Origin of the sequence: Maribellus maritimus, assembly GCF_022267315.1 — a bacterium.
Taxonomy (GTDB): Bacteria; Bacteroidota; Bacteroidia; order Bacteroidales; family Prolixibacteraceae; genus Draconibacterium; species Draconibacterium maritimum.
The window spans coordinates 135,638-152,789 of record NZ_JAIKLE010000011.1 but is presented as its reverse complement, the minus strand read 5'-3'; the positions used below and the strand labels follow the sequence as shown (position 1 = coordinate 152,789).

Annotated in this window: 14 protein-coding genes and 1 pseudogene; 5 read left to right on the top strand and 10 right to left on the bottom strand. The window is 37.4% G+C overall.

Going from position 1 to position 17,152, the window contains the following annotated elements; translation table 11 throughout:
• The first annotated feature begins 132 nt into the window (after positions 1–132).
• Positions 133–1,206, top strand: coding sequence for a tRNA (adenosine(37)-N6)-threonylcarbamoyltransferase complex transferase subunit TsaD (gene tsaD / locus K5G00_RS11890; RefSeq protein ID WP_238766384.1), 1,074 nt, complete (start codon positions 133–135; stop codon positions 1,204–1,206).
• Between the two features lie 379 nt (positions 1,207–1,585).
• Positions 1,586–2,815: a Gfo/Idh/MocA family protein gene (locus K5G00_RS11885; RefSeq protein WP_238766383.1), complete on the top strand. Its 1,230-nt coding sequence runs from the start codon at positions 1,586–1,588 to the stop codon at positions 2,813–2,815.
• A 352-nt stretch (positions 2,816–3,167) separates the two neighbouring features.
• Here the strand turns inward: K5G00_RS11885 and K5G00_RS11880 are convergent, their stop codons facing one another.
• A complete protein-coding gene (locus K5G00_RS11880; RefSeq protein ID WP_238766382.1) occupies positions 3,168–3,539 on the bottom strand; it encodes a hypothetical protein in 372 nt (123 codons plus the stop codon).
• Positions 3,540–3,866: 327 nt separating this feature from the next.
• Between K5G00_RS11880 and nfo the strand changes: the two genes are divergently transcribed.
• Together nfo and dat are read left to right on the top strand one after the other, a co-directional pair.
• Positions 3,867–4,712, top strand: coding sequence for a deoxyribonuclease IV (gene nfo / locus K5G00_RS11875; RefSeq protein WP_238766381.1), 846 nt, complete (start codon positions 3,867–3,869; stop codon positions 4,710–4,712).
• A complete protein-coding gene (dat, locus tag K5G00_RS11870; protein ID WP_238766380.1) occupies positions 4,709–5,545 on the top strand; it encodes a D-amino-acid transaminase in 837 nt (278 codons plus the stop codon). The genes nfo and dat overlap by 4 nt, the downstream gene beginning before the upstream one ends.
• 12 nt (positions 5,546–5,557) lie before the next feature.
• Here the strand turns inward: dat and K5G00_RS11865 are convergent, their stop codons facing one another.
• The 6 genes from K5G00_RS11865 to K5G00_RS11840 form a co-directional block, all read right to left on the bottom strand.
• Positions 5,558–6,340, bottom strand: a complete 783-nt coding sequence (locus K5G00_RS11865; RefSeq protein WP_238766379.1) for a CPBP family intramembrane glutamic endopeptidase — start codon at positions 6,338–6,340, stop codon at positions 5,558–5,560.
• A gap of 204 nt (positions 6,341–6,544) precedes the next feature.
• Complete coding sequence (locus K5G00_RS11860) at positions 6,545–7,336, bottom strand: LytTR family DNA-binding domain-containing protein (RefSeq protein ID WP_238766378.1); 792 nt, start codon at positions 7,334–7,336, stop codon at positions 6,545–6,547.
• A 125-nt stretch (positions 7,337–7,461) separates the two neighbouring features.
• Positions 7,462–8,442, bottom strand: a complete 981-nt coding sequence (locus tag K5G00_RS11855) for an aldo/keto reductase (RefSeq protein WP_238766377.1) — start codon at positions 8,440–8,442, stop codon at positions 7,462–7,464.
• A gap of 890 nt (positions 8,443–9,332) precedes the next feature.
• The gene (locus K5G00_RS11850) at positions 9,333–11,933 is read right to left on the bottom strand and encodes a secretin and TonB N-terminal domain-containing protein (protein ID WP_238766376.1); all 2,601 of its coding nucleotides are present in this window, start codon (positions 11,931–11,933) and stop codon (positions 9,333–9,335) included.
• 132 nt (positions 11,934–12,065) lie between these two features.
• Positions 12,066–13,055 (bottom strand): FecR family protein, encoded by a 990-nt coding sequence (locus K5G00_RS11845; protein ID WP_238766375.1) that lies wholly within the window; start codon positions 13,053–13,055, stop codon positions 12,066–12,068.
• 11 nt (positions 13,056–13,066) lie between these two features.
• Complete coding sequence (locus K5G00_RS11840) at positions 13,067–13,765, bottom strand: hypothetical protein (protein WP_238766374.1); 699 nt, start codon at positions 13,763–13,765, stop codon at positions 13,067–13,069.
• Positions 13,766–13,907: 142 nt separating this feature from the next.
• Between K5G00_RS11840 and K5G00_RS11835 the strand changes: the two genes are divergently transcribed.
• Positions 13,908–14,453, top strand: a complete 546-nt coding sequence (locus K5G00_RS11835) for an RNA polymerase sigma-70 factor (RefSeq protein ID WP_238766373.1) — start codon at positions 13,908–13,910, stop codon at positions 14,451–14,453.
• A gap of 622 nt (positions 14,454–15,075) precedes the next feature.
• Here K5G00_RS11835 and K5G00_RS11830 read toward each other — a convergent pair.
• The 3 genes and pseudogenes from K5G00_RS11830 to K5G00_RS11820 all read right to left on the bottom strand — a co-directional run bounded on the left by K5G00_RS11830 (position 15,076) and on the right by K5G00_RS11820 (position 16,890).
• Positions 15,076–15,267: a hypothetical protein gene (locus K5G00_RS11830; RefSeq protein WP_238766372.1), complete on the bottom strand. Its 192-nt coding sequence runs from the start codon at positions 15,265–15,267 to the stop codon at positions 15,076–15,078.
• A gap of 229 nt (positions 15,268–15,496) precedes the next feature.
• A complete protein-coding gene (locus K5G00_RS11825; RefSeq protein ID WP_238766371.1) occupies positions 15,497–15,970 on the bottom strand; it encodes a hypothetical protein in 474 nt (157 codons plus the stop codon).
• Between the two features lie 296 nt (positions 15,971–16,266).
• A pseudogene (locus K5G00_RS11820) lies at positions 16,267–16,890 on the bottom strand (tyrosine-type recombinase/integrase).
• Positions 16,891–17,152 lie beyond the last annotated feature (262 nt).

The following is a 17,152-nucleotide window of genomic DNA, read 5'->3' as shown; positions in this document are numbered from 1 at the left end:
TTTTGTACTTTTTTGAGCGAACTTAAACTTTTTCAGTTAATAATTGTGTAATGTTTTACGCGATTTTTCAACTGTTATAGTTTAATAAAAAAAATTAACATTTGCAGATATTTTTAACTGAAGTTGAACGCCTTGAAAAAAAAGAACGTCAGAAAAGAAATGAGTAGTATAAAAACGGAAAAAAATAAAGAGATAATTATTTTGGGAATCGAGTCGTCATGTGATGATACTTCAGCAGCGATAATTAAAAACAGGACTATTTTGTCCAATGTTGTAGCCAGTCAGAAGGTACATGAAGAATATGGCGGAGTGGTTCCCGAGCTGGCTTCGAGAGCGCATCAGCAAAATATTATTCCGGTGGTTGATTTGGCCATAAAGAGAGCCGGTATTTTAAAAAAAGACATTTCGGCAGTGGCATTTACACGTGGTCCGGGTTTGTTGGGATCTTTATTGGTAGGAACGTCGTTTGCCAAAGGTTTTTCGCTGGCGTCAGGAATTCCGCTTATTGAAGTAAATCATTTGCAGGGGCATGTTTTGGCCTTGTTTATTAAAGAAAAAGATAAAGAATACAATCCGCCACAATTTCCGTTTTTGTGTTTGCTGGTTTCTGGTGGAAATTCGCAAATTATTTTGGTGCGCGATTATCTGGATATGGAAGTAATTGGACAGACCATCGACGATGCTGCCGGTGAAGCTTTTGATAAATGTGCAAAAGTAATGGGATTGCCTTACCCCGGGGGGCCACATGTTGACCGCCTGGCGAAATTGGGTAATCCGGATCGTTTTGAGTTTTCAAAACCCCGTATTCCAAATCTTGATTACAGTTTTAGCGGCTTAAAAACCAATTTTCTTTATTTTTTGCGTGATAACCTCAAAGAAGAGCCTGATTTTATTGAAAAGAATCAGGAAGATTTGTGTGCCTCGCTGCAAAAAACAATCATCGATATTTTGCTGGCAAAACTAAAAAAGGCTGCCAAACAAACCGGAATAAAGGAAATTACAGTGGCTGGCGGCGTTTCTGCAAATTCGGGCTTGCGAAATGCACTTCAGGAGAGTGCAGAAAAATACCATTGGAATTTGCAAATTCCGAAGTTTGAATACACCATGGACAATGCTGCAATGATTGCAATTACGGGTTATTTCAAATTTTTGAATAAAGAATTTGTAGGACAGAATGTGGTGCCGTTTGCACGAACACAACTCTGATTTATTATGAAGTTTGATGAAAGGCTGGTTCACGGAACGCTGATAAAAAGATACAAACGATTCCTCACCGACGTAATATTGGATGAAGGAACCGAAGTGGTGGCACATTGAACGAACTCCGGAACCATGAAAAGTTGTCTGGAAAATTGTGCTGAGGTATTTGCTGGTACTTGAGTACGATTCAGAAAACGCATCACTGCTGTTTCAACAAAATAATCCCGACTGTGAACAGTCACCTCGCAGCTCTCTGCAGAGGCCATTCTTTATTGTATAGTAAAACATAAATAAAATATTGTTTATTAGAATTAGTTGTACATTTTCAAAATATCATTATTTTAGCCTGATTGAAAATTAATCTTATCAACTAATACCGATAATAATGAAAAGGATATCCAAAGAATCATTTTTTAATCGACGGAATTTTATAAAACTGACCGGGTTGGGAGCAGGCGCTGGAATGCTTGCACTAAACCATTTCGGATGTACTAACAGCAAGCAAAAAAGGCCTGCTATAGCCGGATTTGAAGATACTCCTGAAGAAGAAACAACAAAAGTATGGATTCCTGTCTCTGACAGAAAAATTCGCGTAGGCCTGGTTGGCTATGGAGTTTGTAAATTTAGTGCAGCATTTGGTTTTCAGGATCATCCTAATGTGGAGGTTGTGGCTGTGAGTGATCTCATCCCTGAACGATGTGCGGAATTGGCAAAAGTAACAGGGTGTAAAAAGACATATCCTTCGCTTGAAAAACTGGTTAAAGACGATAACATTGAAGCAGTATTTGTGGCAACAGATGCCCCAAATCATGCACGCCACGCCATTGAAGTGTTAAAACACGGAAAACATGTTGCCTCGGCCGTCCCAGCAGTTTTTGGATCGCTTGAGGATGCCGATAAGTTATATGAAGCAGTAAAACAGTCGGGATTGAAATATATGATGTACGAAACTTCCATGTTCCGGAAGAACCTTTACGCCATGCGTCAGATTTATAATGCCGGCGGATTTGGCAAACTTGTTTACACGGAAGGGGAGTATTGGCATTATTCAAAAAACGGAATTGCCTCATATAAAAACTGGCGTCACGGTATGCCACCGCAATGGTACCCAACCCATTCCGATGCTTATTATATAGGTGTTACAGGGGGAACATTTACCGAGGTTTCCTGCCTGGGAATGCCCAGCGAGATGGAACGGTACCATAAAGGAAACAACGCTTACGACAATCCTTTTGCAACTGAAATTTCACTTTACCGCACTAGCGAAGGAGGAATGGCTCGAATGGGCAGGAGCGCTGACACTCCGGGACATGGCTATGGTGCGGAAACAGGAAGGGTTAAAGGAACAAGAGGTACCTATTACGATAAATACGAAGGGTTGGAAAAAAATCTTCCTGACCTGACCCGCCCGCCACTTCCTCCGGGTGTGGAACCGGGAGGTCACGGTGGTTCACATGGTCGGTTGACAGATGAATTTGTGTCTGCAATTCTTCAAGACCGTAAACCGCTTGTTGATATAGCCACTGCATTAAACCTTACAGTGGGCGGTATTGTAGCACATGAGTCGGCAATGAAAAATGGTGAGTGGCTCAAAATCCCGCAGTATTCGTTTTAGGCTTGTTGTAAATTATTCTCTTTTTCTCACCTAGCGTACAATTCTTTTTGTAATTGTGAGCTAGATGGGATTTTTTTTTTGGAGAATGGAGAGAGGCGAAGAATCCGACTGTAATTTGTTTACAGATCTTTCCAAATGGAAAAAAGAAAAACAGGCTGCCCGAAATTAATATCCTCTGCGTATCTCCATTGAGACATCAGTTCTAATTCGGATTAGTGTTCCCAATCTATACCTGTATCTCTGGTAAAATTGAATAAAATGTTTTTCCAGAGTAATATCTTTTTTAGTTCTTAATAAACAGTTAAAAGGAAGAATCCTTTCCAATAAAAAGCAAAAGCATTTTACAAGAAATTCAATCGGCCAATTTGCCTTTTTCTACCGTTACCTGTTTTTTGTCGTGCATAAATTGTATAAAGACTGCTTCGCTTTTTCCTTTTATAGATTCAATGCCTTTTAGGTGGCTGGTGCTGATAATAAATTGTCCAAAGCGAATCATATACGGGGTAAAAATGTTATACTCTTTCACTGTTTCGTATTTTTTTGCAGTCGCCACAGGTGGAATAGTCGTTTTCATGATTAAAGGAGCGAACCTTGCAGACTTTGTAATCCACAACACACCTGAGAGTGTCGCCTTTTTATCCAGAGGATTCACCGGCGGTATACTTTTTACAGGCGCCCAAGTAAAATCCGCTATAAGAAACAAGATTCGTTTCAGATTGTACATTGTTCATGGTTATTACATTTAGCTGGCCAATTAAATTTCTGTCAGTGTTTTATATTACTAAGGATAACTGCATCTTTTACATCAATACGGATTTGTCTTCGCTTGGCAAATTTTTGCATGTTTTAGTTCTTCTTTCCTTCCTGCTTTTATTTTCCTGAGCATTCACCAATGCAAATGGTATCAATAACACAAGTATGATAAATAATTTTTTCATGGTATTCAATTTTTTATGGTGAATAAATTCTATTTTTAGTTTTAACTAACAGTAAATAAAATTACTGCAAATTTTATTCGGAATCATTTTACGTTATTAATCTTTAACGGTTTATGGAGAAAAAAGTTGGGGCCCATGTAAGTGCTTCCGGCGGCGTAGAGAACGCTCCTGAAAATGCGTTTGAAATAGGCGCAACTGCTTTCGCCTTGTTTACAAAGAATCAGCGGCAGTGGGGGGCAAAACCTTTAACAGAAGAAAGTATTCTGGCTTTCAGGAAGAACTGCAAAAAATACAATTTTGCTCCTCAGTTGATTTTGCCCCATGACAGTTATTTAATCAATTTGGGGCATCCGGAAAAAGCAGCTTTACAAAAATCACGCGATGCTTTTTTTGATGAAATGCAGCGCTGTGGGCAGTTGGGACTTGACCGTTTGAATTTTCATCCGGGGAGTCATTTGAAAAAAATATCAGAAGAACAGTGCCTGAAAATTATTGCTGAATCAATAAATATAACGCTCGAAAAAACAAAAGGCGTGACGGCGGTTATTGAAAACACCGCGGGGCAGGGAAGTAATGTTGGGTATTCATTTTATCATTTGAAAAAAATAATCGATTTGGTAGATGATAAAAGTCGGGTAGGTGTTTGTATTGATACCTGTCACGCATTTTCGGCGGGTTATGAAATTGATACCACAGATGGATGCGAAAAAGTATTTGATGAATTTTCAGAAGTAGTTGGTTTTGAGTATCTAAAAGGAATTCACCTGAATGATTCTAAAAAAGAAAGAGGCTCTGAAGTTGATCGCCACGAAAGTTTGGGTAAAGGCACCATAGGATTAAAAGTTTTTGAATATATCATGAATGATGACCGTTTTAACGGAATTCCATTAATTTTGGAGACTCCGAACGATCAGATTTGGGCTGATGAGATTCAGCTTTTAAAAAACATGCAAAAATGAGTGAAACAGTTTTTTTAAACGGTGAGTTTATTTCAAAAGATAAAGCTAAAATTTCTCCAAACGACAGAGGTTTTATATTTGCCGACGGTGTTTACGAAGTAATAAAATACTACAACGGAAAACCGTTTCGTTATGCTGATCATCTAAAACGCCTGGAAAGGAGTCTTTCTGAGATTTTAATCGATTATACAAAACTGGAGGAGTTGGAAAAAATCTTTCAAGAGCTATTGATATCAAATAATTTGGAAGACAAACATGCAGGCATTTATTTACAAATTACCCGCGGTGTCAACAAACGTGTTCACTTTTTTCCAACCGATATTATTCCAACAGCGTATGCTTTTGCTTTTGAATTGCCATCATTTACCCAAAACCTTGAAAATGGAATCAAAGTAATTACCCAGGAAGATATTCGTTGGTTACGTTGCGATATAAAATCGGTTTCACTTCTTCCCAATAGCATGCTTTTTAACCAGGCTGTAAACAAAGGGGCAGGAGAGAGCATATTAATCCGCGACGGAAAAGTAACAGAAGCTACCCATTCCAGTGTTTTGGGGGTAAAAAATGGAAAAGTGATTACACATCCCCTTTCAAACTTGGTTCTGCCCGGAATAACGCGAAAAGTAGTTTTGGAGATATGCACTAAAAACAATATCCCGGTGCAAGAAACGGCGATTTTGGAAAGTGAGCTTTTTGAACTGGATGAAATAATTATTGCCGGAACAGGAAGTGAGATTACCCCTGTAATACAGGTAAACGATGTTGTTATTGGCAATAGTAAACCGGGCGAGCTTACCCGGTTTATGCAGAAAAAGTTTTTTGAGCTGGTGTAGCGTTTTTTGCAGCTATGTTTCCGTTTGGTTAATCCATAACGTTTTTCTATTGATTATAAATCCTCTTTTCAAAGAAATTATTTTAACTGTAACAACAATTGAAAGTGCAATGGTAATTCCCCTAAAGATATTGGATAATGCATTTCCTGTTGCGCCTCCATCGATACTAAAAAGCATCCACGAGAAATTCATCAAAGCATGTAAGCTGATGTTAATCCAAGCATTAAAACGCCATTCGAAATAAAGCCAGGCAAACCAAACGGATCCCATTGCTGTAACCAGAAAAGCAAAAAATGAACTCATTAAATCGTGCCCCTGATACAAATGCCACGATCCAAAAAACAGGGCGCCCAGTAAAGATGCGGGAATAAATCCCCATTTGAAATAGCGGAACAATAAGCCAATTAAAAAGCTTCTGATAAGCAATTCTTCATAAAACCCCGGAGAAATGCAGTGGGTGAAAATTCTTGAAAGTTTGACTTCCGGATCGAATTTGGCAAAAAATGCAAATCCAACAAAAAGCGGAAGTGTAAACAGAAAGGCAAAAAAGAAGGCTTTTGAAAAATTAGCGGTTAATCCGAGTCCTTTTAAGACATTCTTTTGTAACAAAATGAATGAAACACCTGCAATGGGAACCAGTCGCAAAAAGAGTATACACAAATACCTGATAAAATAGTTTTCAGGAAACCATGTTGCCCAGTTAGGGGTGATGGAATAGAATATTTTATCGATAAAATAGGAGAGCAGAAATCCCGCGATGAGGAGAAATGTAGAGAAAAGATTGTTTTTTTTCATCGTATTGGTATTTAATTTTTTTATTTCCTGTTAAAATCGCTGTATTTAACAAAGGATTCTATACAAATGAACCCCGGTTTTTCCGGGCAAAAAAATTAAAGTGACCGCTTGCAGAAAATTGTGCTGATTTGCATGTTTTAGGGGTGATGAACAATTTTTAGGGATAAAATACAAGTGCATTTTTTGAGGAAAACTATTTCTTTTTCACAATTGCAACCATATTTTTATTTTTTTTACTGCCGCTCGTGATACCGGAATTTTGATGTCATCCAAATCGAATTGAAGTTTGTAGCTTGAGCCTTCAATAAGGAGATTTTTTGCCCGCTGTTTATTGACAACATAGGAACGATGAACTTTTGAAAAATTATCAGGCAGATCTTCGCTTATTTGATTCAAGGTATTTCGAATAAGATATTTTTGTTGATGCTTGTTTAAGATGCTTACAATTTCAACATAATTTCCTTCCGCTTTTAAAAAAAGGACAGCTTGTTCGGGCAAGGTAACCGGGCTTTCCTTTTTGTTATTACTGTAAAACGTAATGTATTCCACATTCTCCTCTGTCGGAGTCCGGTCGTCTTTTGATAATGCAAGTTTTAGCGTCAGCCATTTTTGGTAGTACAAAACAGCAAAAGGAAAAATGCCGACCAGAAAAACAAATTTCATAAAGTAAATGTATTCTGAAAAGCTAATTTTGCGGCTTCCTGTAAACTGGTGGTGATAAAGGAGCGAGAGGAATCCTAAAAAGCAAAAGACAGTGACAAACGTTATGATTTCTTTGGAAATGTTCCATTTGTCTTCTGAAAACCATTTTTTGAAAAAAAAGAAGCCAGCCGAAAAAAACAAAATGTATGAAAACGCACTAATTAGTCCATACCCCAAAAGAAATAATGCTTTAAATGCAATGGTGTATTCGTAGGTTCCAAAAGGCTGAAAAATCCATAAAATCAGAAATACAAAAAGCCCTATGATAACTCCGGCTTTCAGCTGTTTTTTCAACGGAGTTAGCGGAATTTTTTTTGTAAGAAGTTCCTTTATCGCCATAAGAAGGCAAAGATAACATCTTTACAAAAATGTATCTGTTTCCCGTAGCCTGGAAGAGTGAAAAATCTGGATCGCTTTGACTACGCAATGTGCATACCGTCAAAATACCCGGCTTGCATCCATGGTAATTTATTGCTTTTATAAAATGGGTCGAGAGCCACGTGTAACTCTTTCATTCGTTCCTCGCTCAATGGCTCAAAATTTTTGATAGTATCAATGTTTTTGGTGAGTACATCAACGCTGTCGGTACCAATAACTGCGGCAGTAACACCTTTTAAACTCAGTGCATATTTTACCAGATCGTCAGGTGAAAGCCCGTTTACAGTTTCGCGTGGGCGAATAACTTTCATTGCCAGTACGCCCATCCCTTTATCTGCGGCGTACGGAACCGGTTGTTCTTCAAAAGGCTGGTTTCCGTTTTGCTGGTGGTTCATGGCAATCAGCATCGTGTCGAAATCATACAGTTCAGCTGCCAGTTTCATCGCGCTGGCTGAGGTGTGTCCCGTAAATCCAATATGACGAATTACTCCTTCTTCCTGAAATTTCTTTAGAACAGGCAGAACACCATCTTTGTCACCAAACTTGCGCACTTCCTCTTCATTTAAAATGCTGTGAATTTGGTATAAATCGATGTAGTCGGTGTTTAATTTTTTTAAACTGGTTTCTACGGTTCGTTTGGCGTCGTCGGCATTTCGTTCACTTACTTTGGTTGACAGAAAAATTTTATCACGAATGGGTGCTAGAATTTTCCCGATTCTCTCTTCGCTGTATTGTTCGTCGTTTTTGTAGATAGCAGCAGTGTCCCAGTAATACAAACCTTTCTCCAAAGCAGTTTCCAGTATTTCCAAACCTTTTGTTTCGCTAACTGCCATAAAACGGCTCCCCAGACCCAAAATCATAATTGGAATCCGAACTCCTGTTTTCCCCAGAAGAGTTGTTGGTAGCCCCTTGGAATCGAAAGGCGAGCTTGAACAAGCTGATATTGGCGATAAAATAACACCGGCTGACACTGCTCCGGTGGTTTTTATAAAGGTACGTCGTGTTAAATCATTCTTTTTCATAGCAAGTATTTTACTGATAGTATTCCCTCAATTTACGTACTTTTTGTTGAATAACAAATTTTCAGGAGTTTTTGGATGTCCCGGAAAATTTCAGTGTACCAGGGATTTTCAAGTCCGCAGGAGGCAACGGAACCGGGCCTTTCTTTAACCCGGAAACATTTGCCTGCCACATGACGTTTATTGTAATTTTGGAATAGTCTTATATTTGGTTCTTGCCAATAGAGAACGTATTTTCCTATCCTTTTTGATTCCTCTTTGGCGGAAACGAATTGATAAGTCGTCTGAAACAATTTCAACAACTGTAACTTCCAGTCTTTGTGCATAAAGTGCTTTTTTCGTTTGAGAAAGTCCTTATGTCATTCATTCCTTATTTTACACATCGTTTTCATTCTATCAATTATTTTCAGAAATCTCCACCAGTCCTTTTTATGCAATATACCAGCAGATAATATTTAATGATAAATTGTTTCGTCCATATGCGTCCTGGCAGGCTTGTAAAACTCTAGTTTCAAAAAGTCGGCCTTAAAGAAAGCGTACATTACAAGCATAAAAGGTCATTCACGATTCTGTAAATAAGAAGCCTTTTATTTAATCAATAATTTAAGCATATTTTTCGGGCTAAATATTACAATCAATAGTATCAGTTGCTTTATCAACGCCGGGGAAAAAACGAAAATCGAAAAATTGACACTGATTGTAAGGTTTGATAAACTAATAAAGCAAGTATCTGCAATTGTCCAATTTGGAATACCATATGATCCACCTTATAAAAATTCTGCTATTTGTCAATCATTTTCTTTTTGGAACAGTCCTTTAAAAACAGATAGTTTTAAAAAGAAAGATTATGATTTTGATTTGCATATTAACTCAGTTGTTTATTGCTTTTATCGTTAAAAATTGATTTTGTAACAAATATCCCATAAAGCTCCCATTACATTTCCTTTTTCTATGGCACTGGTTGATTCGTTGTAGAAATACCCTGATTCACCAGTATAAAGGCCTATGTTCAATCCTTTTAATGCAATTTCGTGAGAAACTTTTCTGCGGTTTATCCGGTAGCTTACCGTGAGGTCTCCACTTATAAAAGGGTCGTATTGTTTACTAAAGGCTCTTGAATCATCCAGCTTTATTTCGTGGCTTGTTTCTGAAAGTGCTTCATCAATGGGGGTGTAACGTTCTCCACCCTGGCAGGATAATCTTAAATTCAGGCCAAAGCGGTTATTTTTACTCTTCCCGGCAAGCCATTCTTTCCCCCACACGCCGTTAAAACTAAATCCACGGTCATAACGGGTACTGCGCCAAATATCATCCCCTCCCATGTACTCCGATTTAAAAACAGACCCTGTGAGCAAATAATAAGAGCCTTTTTTAAGGTAGCGTTCCAAAGTAACATCAATCCCGTAATTTTTCCCTTTTCCTGCATTGACCAAAATTTTATCGAGGTAATAATCATTAAGATTCAACACCGAAAAAGAAGTATTGGCCTCCACCGGAACATCAAACAAATACTGGTAGTAAGGCTCCACTTTCAGGTGAAGAACATCGGAAATATGCCAGTCGTAAGCCAGGTTAAAATGATGTGCTTTTGCCAAATTCAACCCTTTATTGCCGGGCTGGTTTGTTGTTGAATCAACCACATAATAAAAATCAAGTCGTTCGCGCCTGCTGTTTAAACCATAAGACACAGAGAAGGATTGGTCTGTTCTGAAATTCCATTTCATACTTAACCGAGGTTCTAAATTGAAATTTTCGTTCAGATTAAAATACTGTGCGTTTAGCCCCACACTCAACGAAAATTTCGGAGATAACTCAAAAACCGATTGGGACCAGGCCGAAACCTGCAAATTGTTCCCGGAACCGTTGGCCACATTTTCCATTGGCCTATTTAGCCCGTAGTTGGGCGTAACATTATAGTTCAAATCATAAATCATTTCGGTAGCCGTAATCCCCGTCCGGTTAACGTGGCGTGAGCTAAATTTCTTATTAATGAATGAATTCAGTACAATATTCCAGTTTTTGTTGCTAATATCAACTACCTGCACATGTGAATCCAGCGAATCAACTTGTCCAACATCCTGAAGTATTCCGCTGTAAGTACCTGCCAGTACTGTTTTAATGTAGGTGTCATTGTTCAAGTTATATTTATGCGTAATCCCGCCACTGGCTTTTTCCAGTGTTGTTTTTACATCCTGCCGGTCAGCATAAGATTCCCAGTCTTCTTTATCGAGCGGGCCAACATTGTTATTATCAGTCAGACCAAGTCCCCAAATTGAAAATGTACCTGTTTTTTTTGTTGGCAAGTTTAATTTGAATGAAAGGTCCTGGTATTTCAGGTTAGCATCTGCAACCAGACCAGTTGCAGAATACCGGTAATTAAAAATATACGAGCTGTTGTGTTTTTTGCTCAATGGCCCTTCCGAAGCAAAATCAATTCCTATCAAACTTACCTGAAACGTATTTTGATGCGTTTGGTTGTTTCCATTACGCATTTGCATATCAAACGCCCCCGAAAGCGCGTTGCTGTATTCTGCCGGAAATGGCCCGTTAAAAAAGTCGGAATTTCCCATCACCTGGCTGCTTAAAGCTGAGTAAACCCCGCCTCCCAATGAAATCATATCAGCAAAATGTGTCGGATTCGGAATTTCAACACCTTCCAAACGCCATTGGGTGTATTGCGGCGCATTGCCCCTTATGGAAAGCGCATTGCTTGAAATTCCACCTGTCCCCGATACCCCGGCGAAAGAAGTTACCAAACGTGCCGGGTCGTTGAATGCACCTGCAAAACGGTTGGCTTCTTCCACGCTTAACATGCGCCCCTCCGCCAAAGCCATTGGATTTGCGGCACGTTCCTTATTTATTTGCGGACGGACAGTTATTTCTCCCACCGATTGAGAACTCTCTTTTAACGGAATTTCAACCAATGCTTCCCTAGCCGAAGTCAGCAATATCTCGCGGTAAATGTAGGATTGATATCCAACAAAAGAGACTTTAATGTCGGTATACCCAACTGGAACTCCACGAATGGTAAAATGCCCCAGGCTATCTGAGATGGTTCCTATCGAAGGATTTTCTAATAAAGAAATATTGGCAAATTCCACAGGCTGTCCTGTTTCTGCATCGTAAACCATTCCGCGTATGGTTTGGGTAAGGCCGGTGTCTTTTGTTTCCGGCTTTTCCTTTTTTGGAGTCAGAATAATATGGTAGCCACTAATTTTGTAAGTGAGCCCGGTTTCTTTCAGAATTTCGCCCAATGCTTTTTCCAAACTCACATCTTTTAATGTAAGGTTGATTTTTTGCTTCTCGTTTGTTTCCGATTTTTTGTAAGCGATGCTATAGTTGGTTTGCCTTTCAACTTCGTTAAAGGCCTCTTTTAGTGAAATGTTCTTTTTTTGAATTGTTATGCGTTTTTCCTGTGCCATCGACTGCATTGAGAAAGCAGACAGGAAAACTGAAAGGGTAAGAAATACTATCGTTAATTTTTTTAAGTTCATTCTATTACATTTGTATTGTTGATACTAAGTTACTTTTCGCTGAGTTGATTTTGTATCTTCGTTTTGAACCGGTAGAAAGCGCTATCTTTTTACCGGTTCTGTTTTTTCATAGGCATTTTATTTGAAGTTTAACTATTTATTTTTCAATATAATTTGTTCGTTTTTCACAGAATAAGAAAAGTCCCCGGCCATATCTGCTAAAACCTGAAGTATTTGCGTCGGGGTTTCTTCCCGTTCAAATTTTATGGTATAATGTTCGGACGATAAGTCAATGGATTTATCTGTATCGAAAGAAATATTAAAACACCTTTCAAGTGTTTGCAGGATTTCGCCCAATGTAGATTCCGAAAATATTAGGTTTCCGCTTTTCCAGTCCGGGATGTCTTCGGGATTGATTTTAGCCATCTTCAAGGTTGAAGTTTCGTTGTTGTAAACCAGTTGCTCATTCGGTACTAATTGTTGTTTTTGGAGTTTTGCCGTTTGAACTTCTATTTTCCCTTCCTGTAAAGTAGCTACCGTTTGGTGCTCATCTGGGTAGGCTTTCAAATTGAATTTTGTCCCCAAAACTTTTACTGCCAGGTTCTTTGTTTCAACCACAAAAGGCTTTGATTGATTTTTTGTTACCGAAAAAAATGCTTCCCCTGTTAAACGAACCGAACGCACTTTCTGACTGAATTCTGACGGGTATTTTAAAGAACTCCCTGCATTGAGCCAGACTTCTGTTTGGTCGGGCAATGCTATTTGTTTCGTTTCTCCGTACGCTGCCGAAATCTCAATCATTGTTGCCCGGTTATAATGTTGCAGGTAAAGCCAAACTCCGCTTATTCCAACAAGTAGAATGAAAATGGCTGCTACTCTTGAGAAAAATTTTAAGCGTACAGTCTTCGTCTTTGGTAACTGAATACCGATTTTTGTATTCACCCGTTTTAAAGCCTCAAACGTGGTCGCATCTTTTCCTATACTTAGTGAATCCCAATATTCTTTTGAGGCCTGCTCCATCTCTTCTGTTACCGGATTTTTTGCCAGCCACTGCTGTACCTTTTCTTCCGTTTCCAAAGCATAGCGGTCACGTAAGTAGAGCCGTAACATTTCTGTAGCATCTGTGTTTTTGTCCGATTTCATATTGTTGATTCTTAAAATTTTAATAGAACTTTTCCACCCGATTCCGGTTTCCAGGTCTTATCACTTTGGTCGTATTGATATTCAATACCCACTTTTATTTTTGTTTTCTCGTTGGAATCATATTGCAGTCCTGCCCCGAAATTAGTTGTTGGGAAAAAGGTTCGCATGTTAAAAGTGGGGTCAGAACTGTTTCCGGGCGTAACGTATTGCCCCCATGTTTGAAATTGTAGCTTGTTTGTAATAGGGTAACGTAACAGGAAGTTACTGCCTAAAACAATTTGTTTGCTTGAAAAAAGATAACCGTATTGTGCACTAATAAAAGCGCCATAATCTAAAGCCATCCTGTTTGTTATGTTGAAACTTCCCAATGTCCCGCCAAAATTTTGATAATCGCCCAGTCCGGGGTACATTGGTAAAAGTATGGAAGACGAGTCTCTATTCAGAGAATTTAAATATTTAAATTCCCGATTAAAATTGAAGCTTGCTATTTTCCGGTCAATAGAAATTCTGTGGAGGCTCTCGTCATTGTTCCATAATTCCGGCATTGCTAGTTGCGGAGTAGGTTGAACCGGCTGTAGCCGCAAATCCCCTTTATCCTGCACTGAACGGGGAACCGGAATTGTATCTTTTTGAAGTTCCTGCCCCTTTACCTGAAATACAGAGAAACACTGTATTATCAGAAAAATTATCCATAAATGCTTATGCTGCATATTTGTCATTTTATTAGGAATACAATTAAGTTGGCAGAAACTCAATAAAAAATCTAAATTTTACTAAAAAAAGTTTATTCTGGTTGAGGGAAGTAAATCCGGTTTTGCACTCTGAACATGAAAATCTACCTTCGTTCCCTTTATGACAAAAATCGACCAGTCAATATTATCCGCATTGCAAAAAGGTAGTCATCCGGCTTTTGAAAAAGTCTTCATTTTTTACTACATAAAGGTCAGGATTTTTATTTTGGGCTATGTTAAAACCATGGCCGATGCAGAAGAACTGGCAGAAGAAGTTTTTGTCGGCTTATGGCAAAATCACAAAAGTATCGACCCCGAAAAATCATTCGATTCGTATTTATACACCATTGCCAAAAACAAAGCCCTCAATTTTCTGAAAAGGAAATATGCAACCAAAACCATCATTGAAATGCAGGCTCCTTCAACATTTTCCCACAGCCCGGAAGAGGAATATATTGCTTTGGAAAAAGAACTTTTAATTGAAATGATTGTTGAAAAGATGCCTGCCCAGCGAAAGAAAGTCTATCAGCTTCGGCAACAAGGCATGACGAACGAAGAAATTGCTCAGGAATTAGACACCACCAAACGAAATGTGGAAAGCCAGGTTAGTTTGGCTTTAAAGGAAGTTCGCAGTGCTTTCAGTAGTTATCTGATTGTTTTTGTTTAAGATACTTTTTCTATCTTTTCATTTATCAATCTTTTAGGATATCCATACTGATAATATTCCTTTTCTATTCATTTTCCGTTTTCTCTTTTTTAACGATATAAAATACTGCTCCGTCCGATCCACCAGAGGTAGTACTATAGAATGCTAAATTTCTTTTGTATTTATTCCAGGTCTTGAGATTTTAACTATTGAATTGTACCCATATTTTCGATGATAATTTTCTCAGCTTCTGTGGTCGAGAAGTGATAGTCCATTATGATTAAACATTTTTTGTAGAAACTTTCGGGTCGAATAAAAATGTTTCTGTTTTATTTAATAATACTATTTTGGGGATTTGACTTGCTTTTAATTTTTCCTTTTCTGTTATAAACCATTTCTGTTTGTTGCTGTTTAAATGTACTGTTAATCAAATCAACAATTACAGAATCTTCCAAGCTGTTTTGTGTTTGTCTATAATTTTCAAACAGAATTGAGGTCAGAACTATTGTAGTAAATAGTTTCTTTATTGGTCTTTTTATTGACAATAAAGCTTTGAAATATTGTACTATAGTTAAGCAGTTTGCGTAGGCTAATATTTGGTATTTTACTTACCATTGATTATACAAAATGCTGGTAGTTGTTTTTATTTCTCGTGTCGTTTTTTGAAATTTTTAAATTGAAAGATAATTGAGAGGGCAAAGCCAATAAAGTAAACAAATGCAAGTGCCGGATTCTCAAATTTTAAATTTTCAAAATCAAATTCCTGAAATATGGCAACACCTATAATGATTGTTGGAATCAATAATACAATTGAAAGTCCCTTTTTATTTTCCATATTATATATTTTTTTTTCATCAAGTTAATCAAAATTACTATGCCTGGTGAAAATAATCATTTGCAACAAATATGAAATAAGGGCTTTTATATAGTTTGTAAATTTTTTTTTTGTCAAAAAATTGTTCAATTGCCCATGCAGAAGGAGGAAACACCGGTCTGACTTGTCAGACCACTATAATTTCCGCCTGGCATATACAATGCTTTATAGCCAGTTTTTTTTATTTATCTCACAATTTTTCATTCTTATTCCAATTAAGGTCAAACCTTTTAACGACTTTATTTTCTTCATTTAAAGAATCAGGTGGTAATGGTGGACTTAATGCATGAAACGGAGGATACCCTTCACTCTTATGATATAAAAACTCTTTAAGTTTTGAAAATTTCCCGCAACATTCCAACGAAAAATAAGTGAAATTCTTATCTGCATTTTTTACTTGAATATTTATCCATTCAGGGATTGCATAATCCATCCATAACAAATTAACTACATCCTCTGCTTCTATTGGTTTTGATATTTGATTCAATTTTTTATCTTCAGGAAATGTGACTTCTCCGTCTTCCAAGCCTTCTCTAAAGGTGGAATTTATTTTAACAATAAACCTAAACTGTTCCGGCAATTTATTAATAACCGTTTCCTTTGTAAACGGGTAAACTTCATTTATTGCTTTTATAAGATTACTATGGAATTCTTTTTTGTCCATTATTTAATATGATTGGTTGTAGCCAGTACTTTTTTATTCTTTTCTAATATCAAAACCTTTAATGTTCGTGTTTCAGTTTAATTTTGGTTAATGTATGAGGAACGATACATTTGTGCACGTTATTTTTTCTATATGTGTTACAAAATGTTTAGTTTCCAATAAAACAGGTCTGTAAGTTAAACATTTTATTTGCTGCTTATTATTTCTTCAATAGGATTAATAACTTTGCCGATTTCCAGGTTTGAAACATGCGTGGAAATTTCTGTCGTTTGAATATTCTCATGACCTAATAGACTCTAAATAACCGTTAAATTTGTTTCTTGTTCCAGCAAATGAGTGGCAAATGAATGAAGCAACATATGCAAATACACTCTCTTTTTTATTTCTGCTTTTTTGCCGATTTTTTCAACACTCTTGTTATACTCGCACTGGAATACTGCTGGCCATTTAGCCCCTCAACTAACCAATCACCGGATAAAATATTCCTGAAGATGAATCAATACATTTTCTGATAAAAGAGAATACCTGTCCTTTTTCCCTTTACCACTTCTTATTTTAATGAGCATTCTTTCCGAATCAATATCGTTAATTTTCAGGTTTAAAACCTCGTTTCTTCTTAAACCGGCTGAGTAAATCAATTCCAGTAAACATTTGTGTTTAATGTTTGATATGCTTCTTAAAATGTTTTGAATTTCTGTTTTACTGAGCGTATCGGGTAGATTTTTTTCTTTGCGGGGCCGTTCAATTTTTGGAAATTGTTTTTCCCTATCCAGAACTTTTTTATAATAGAATTTTATAGCGTCTATCCTTTGGTTCTGTTCACTTACTGATATGGTTTTCAACCGGATGAGTAATAAAATATAATCATTTATTTCTTCGGTTTTTATGTCTTTCAGGTCGTGGTCGGTAAAATGATGCATAGTCTTTGAAGTAGGCGCTGTAAGTTTTAATGGTGCTACCACTATATCTTTTTTGTTTCAAAAGTTCAAGTATCCTCTGGGAAGTTGTATAAGTTTTCGGTAAGCATAATAGCCGGGCACAGGCAAATGATTCTGTCTAACCTTGTCTATTGTGCCGTTTTGTTCTGAAAAGCGAATAGATGCTAAATTCTGAATTAAAAAACATAAGTAATTTTGTCTTCAAATGCACCCTTGAGTTTAACAAACCAACTTCTTTTTGTAT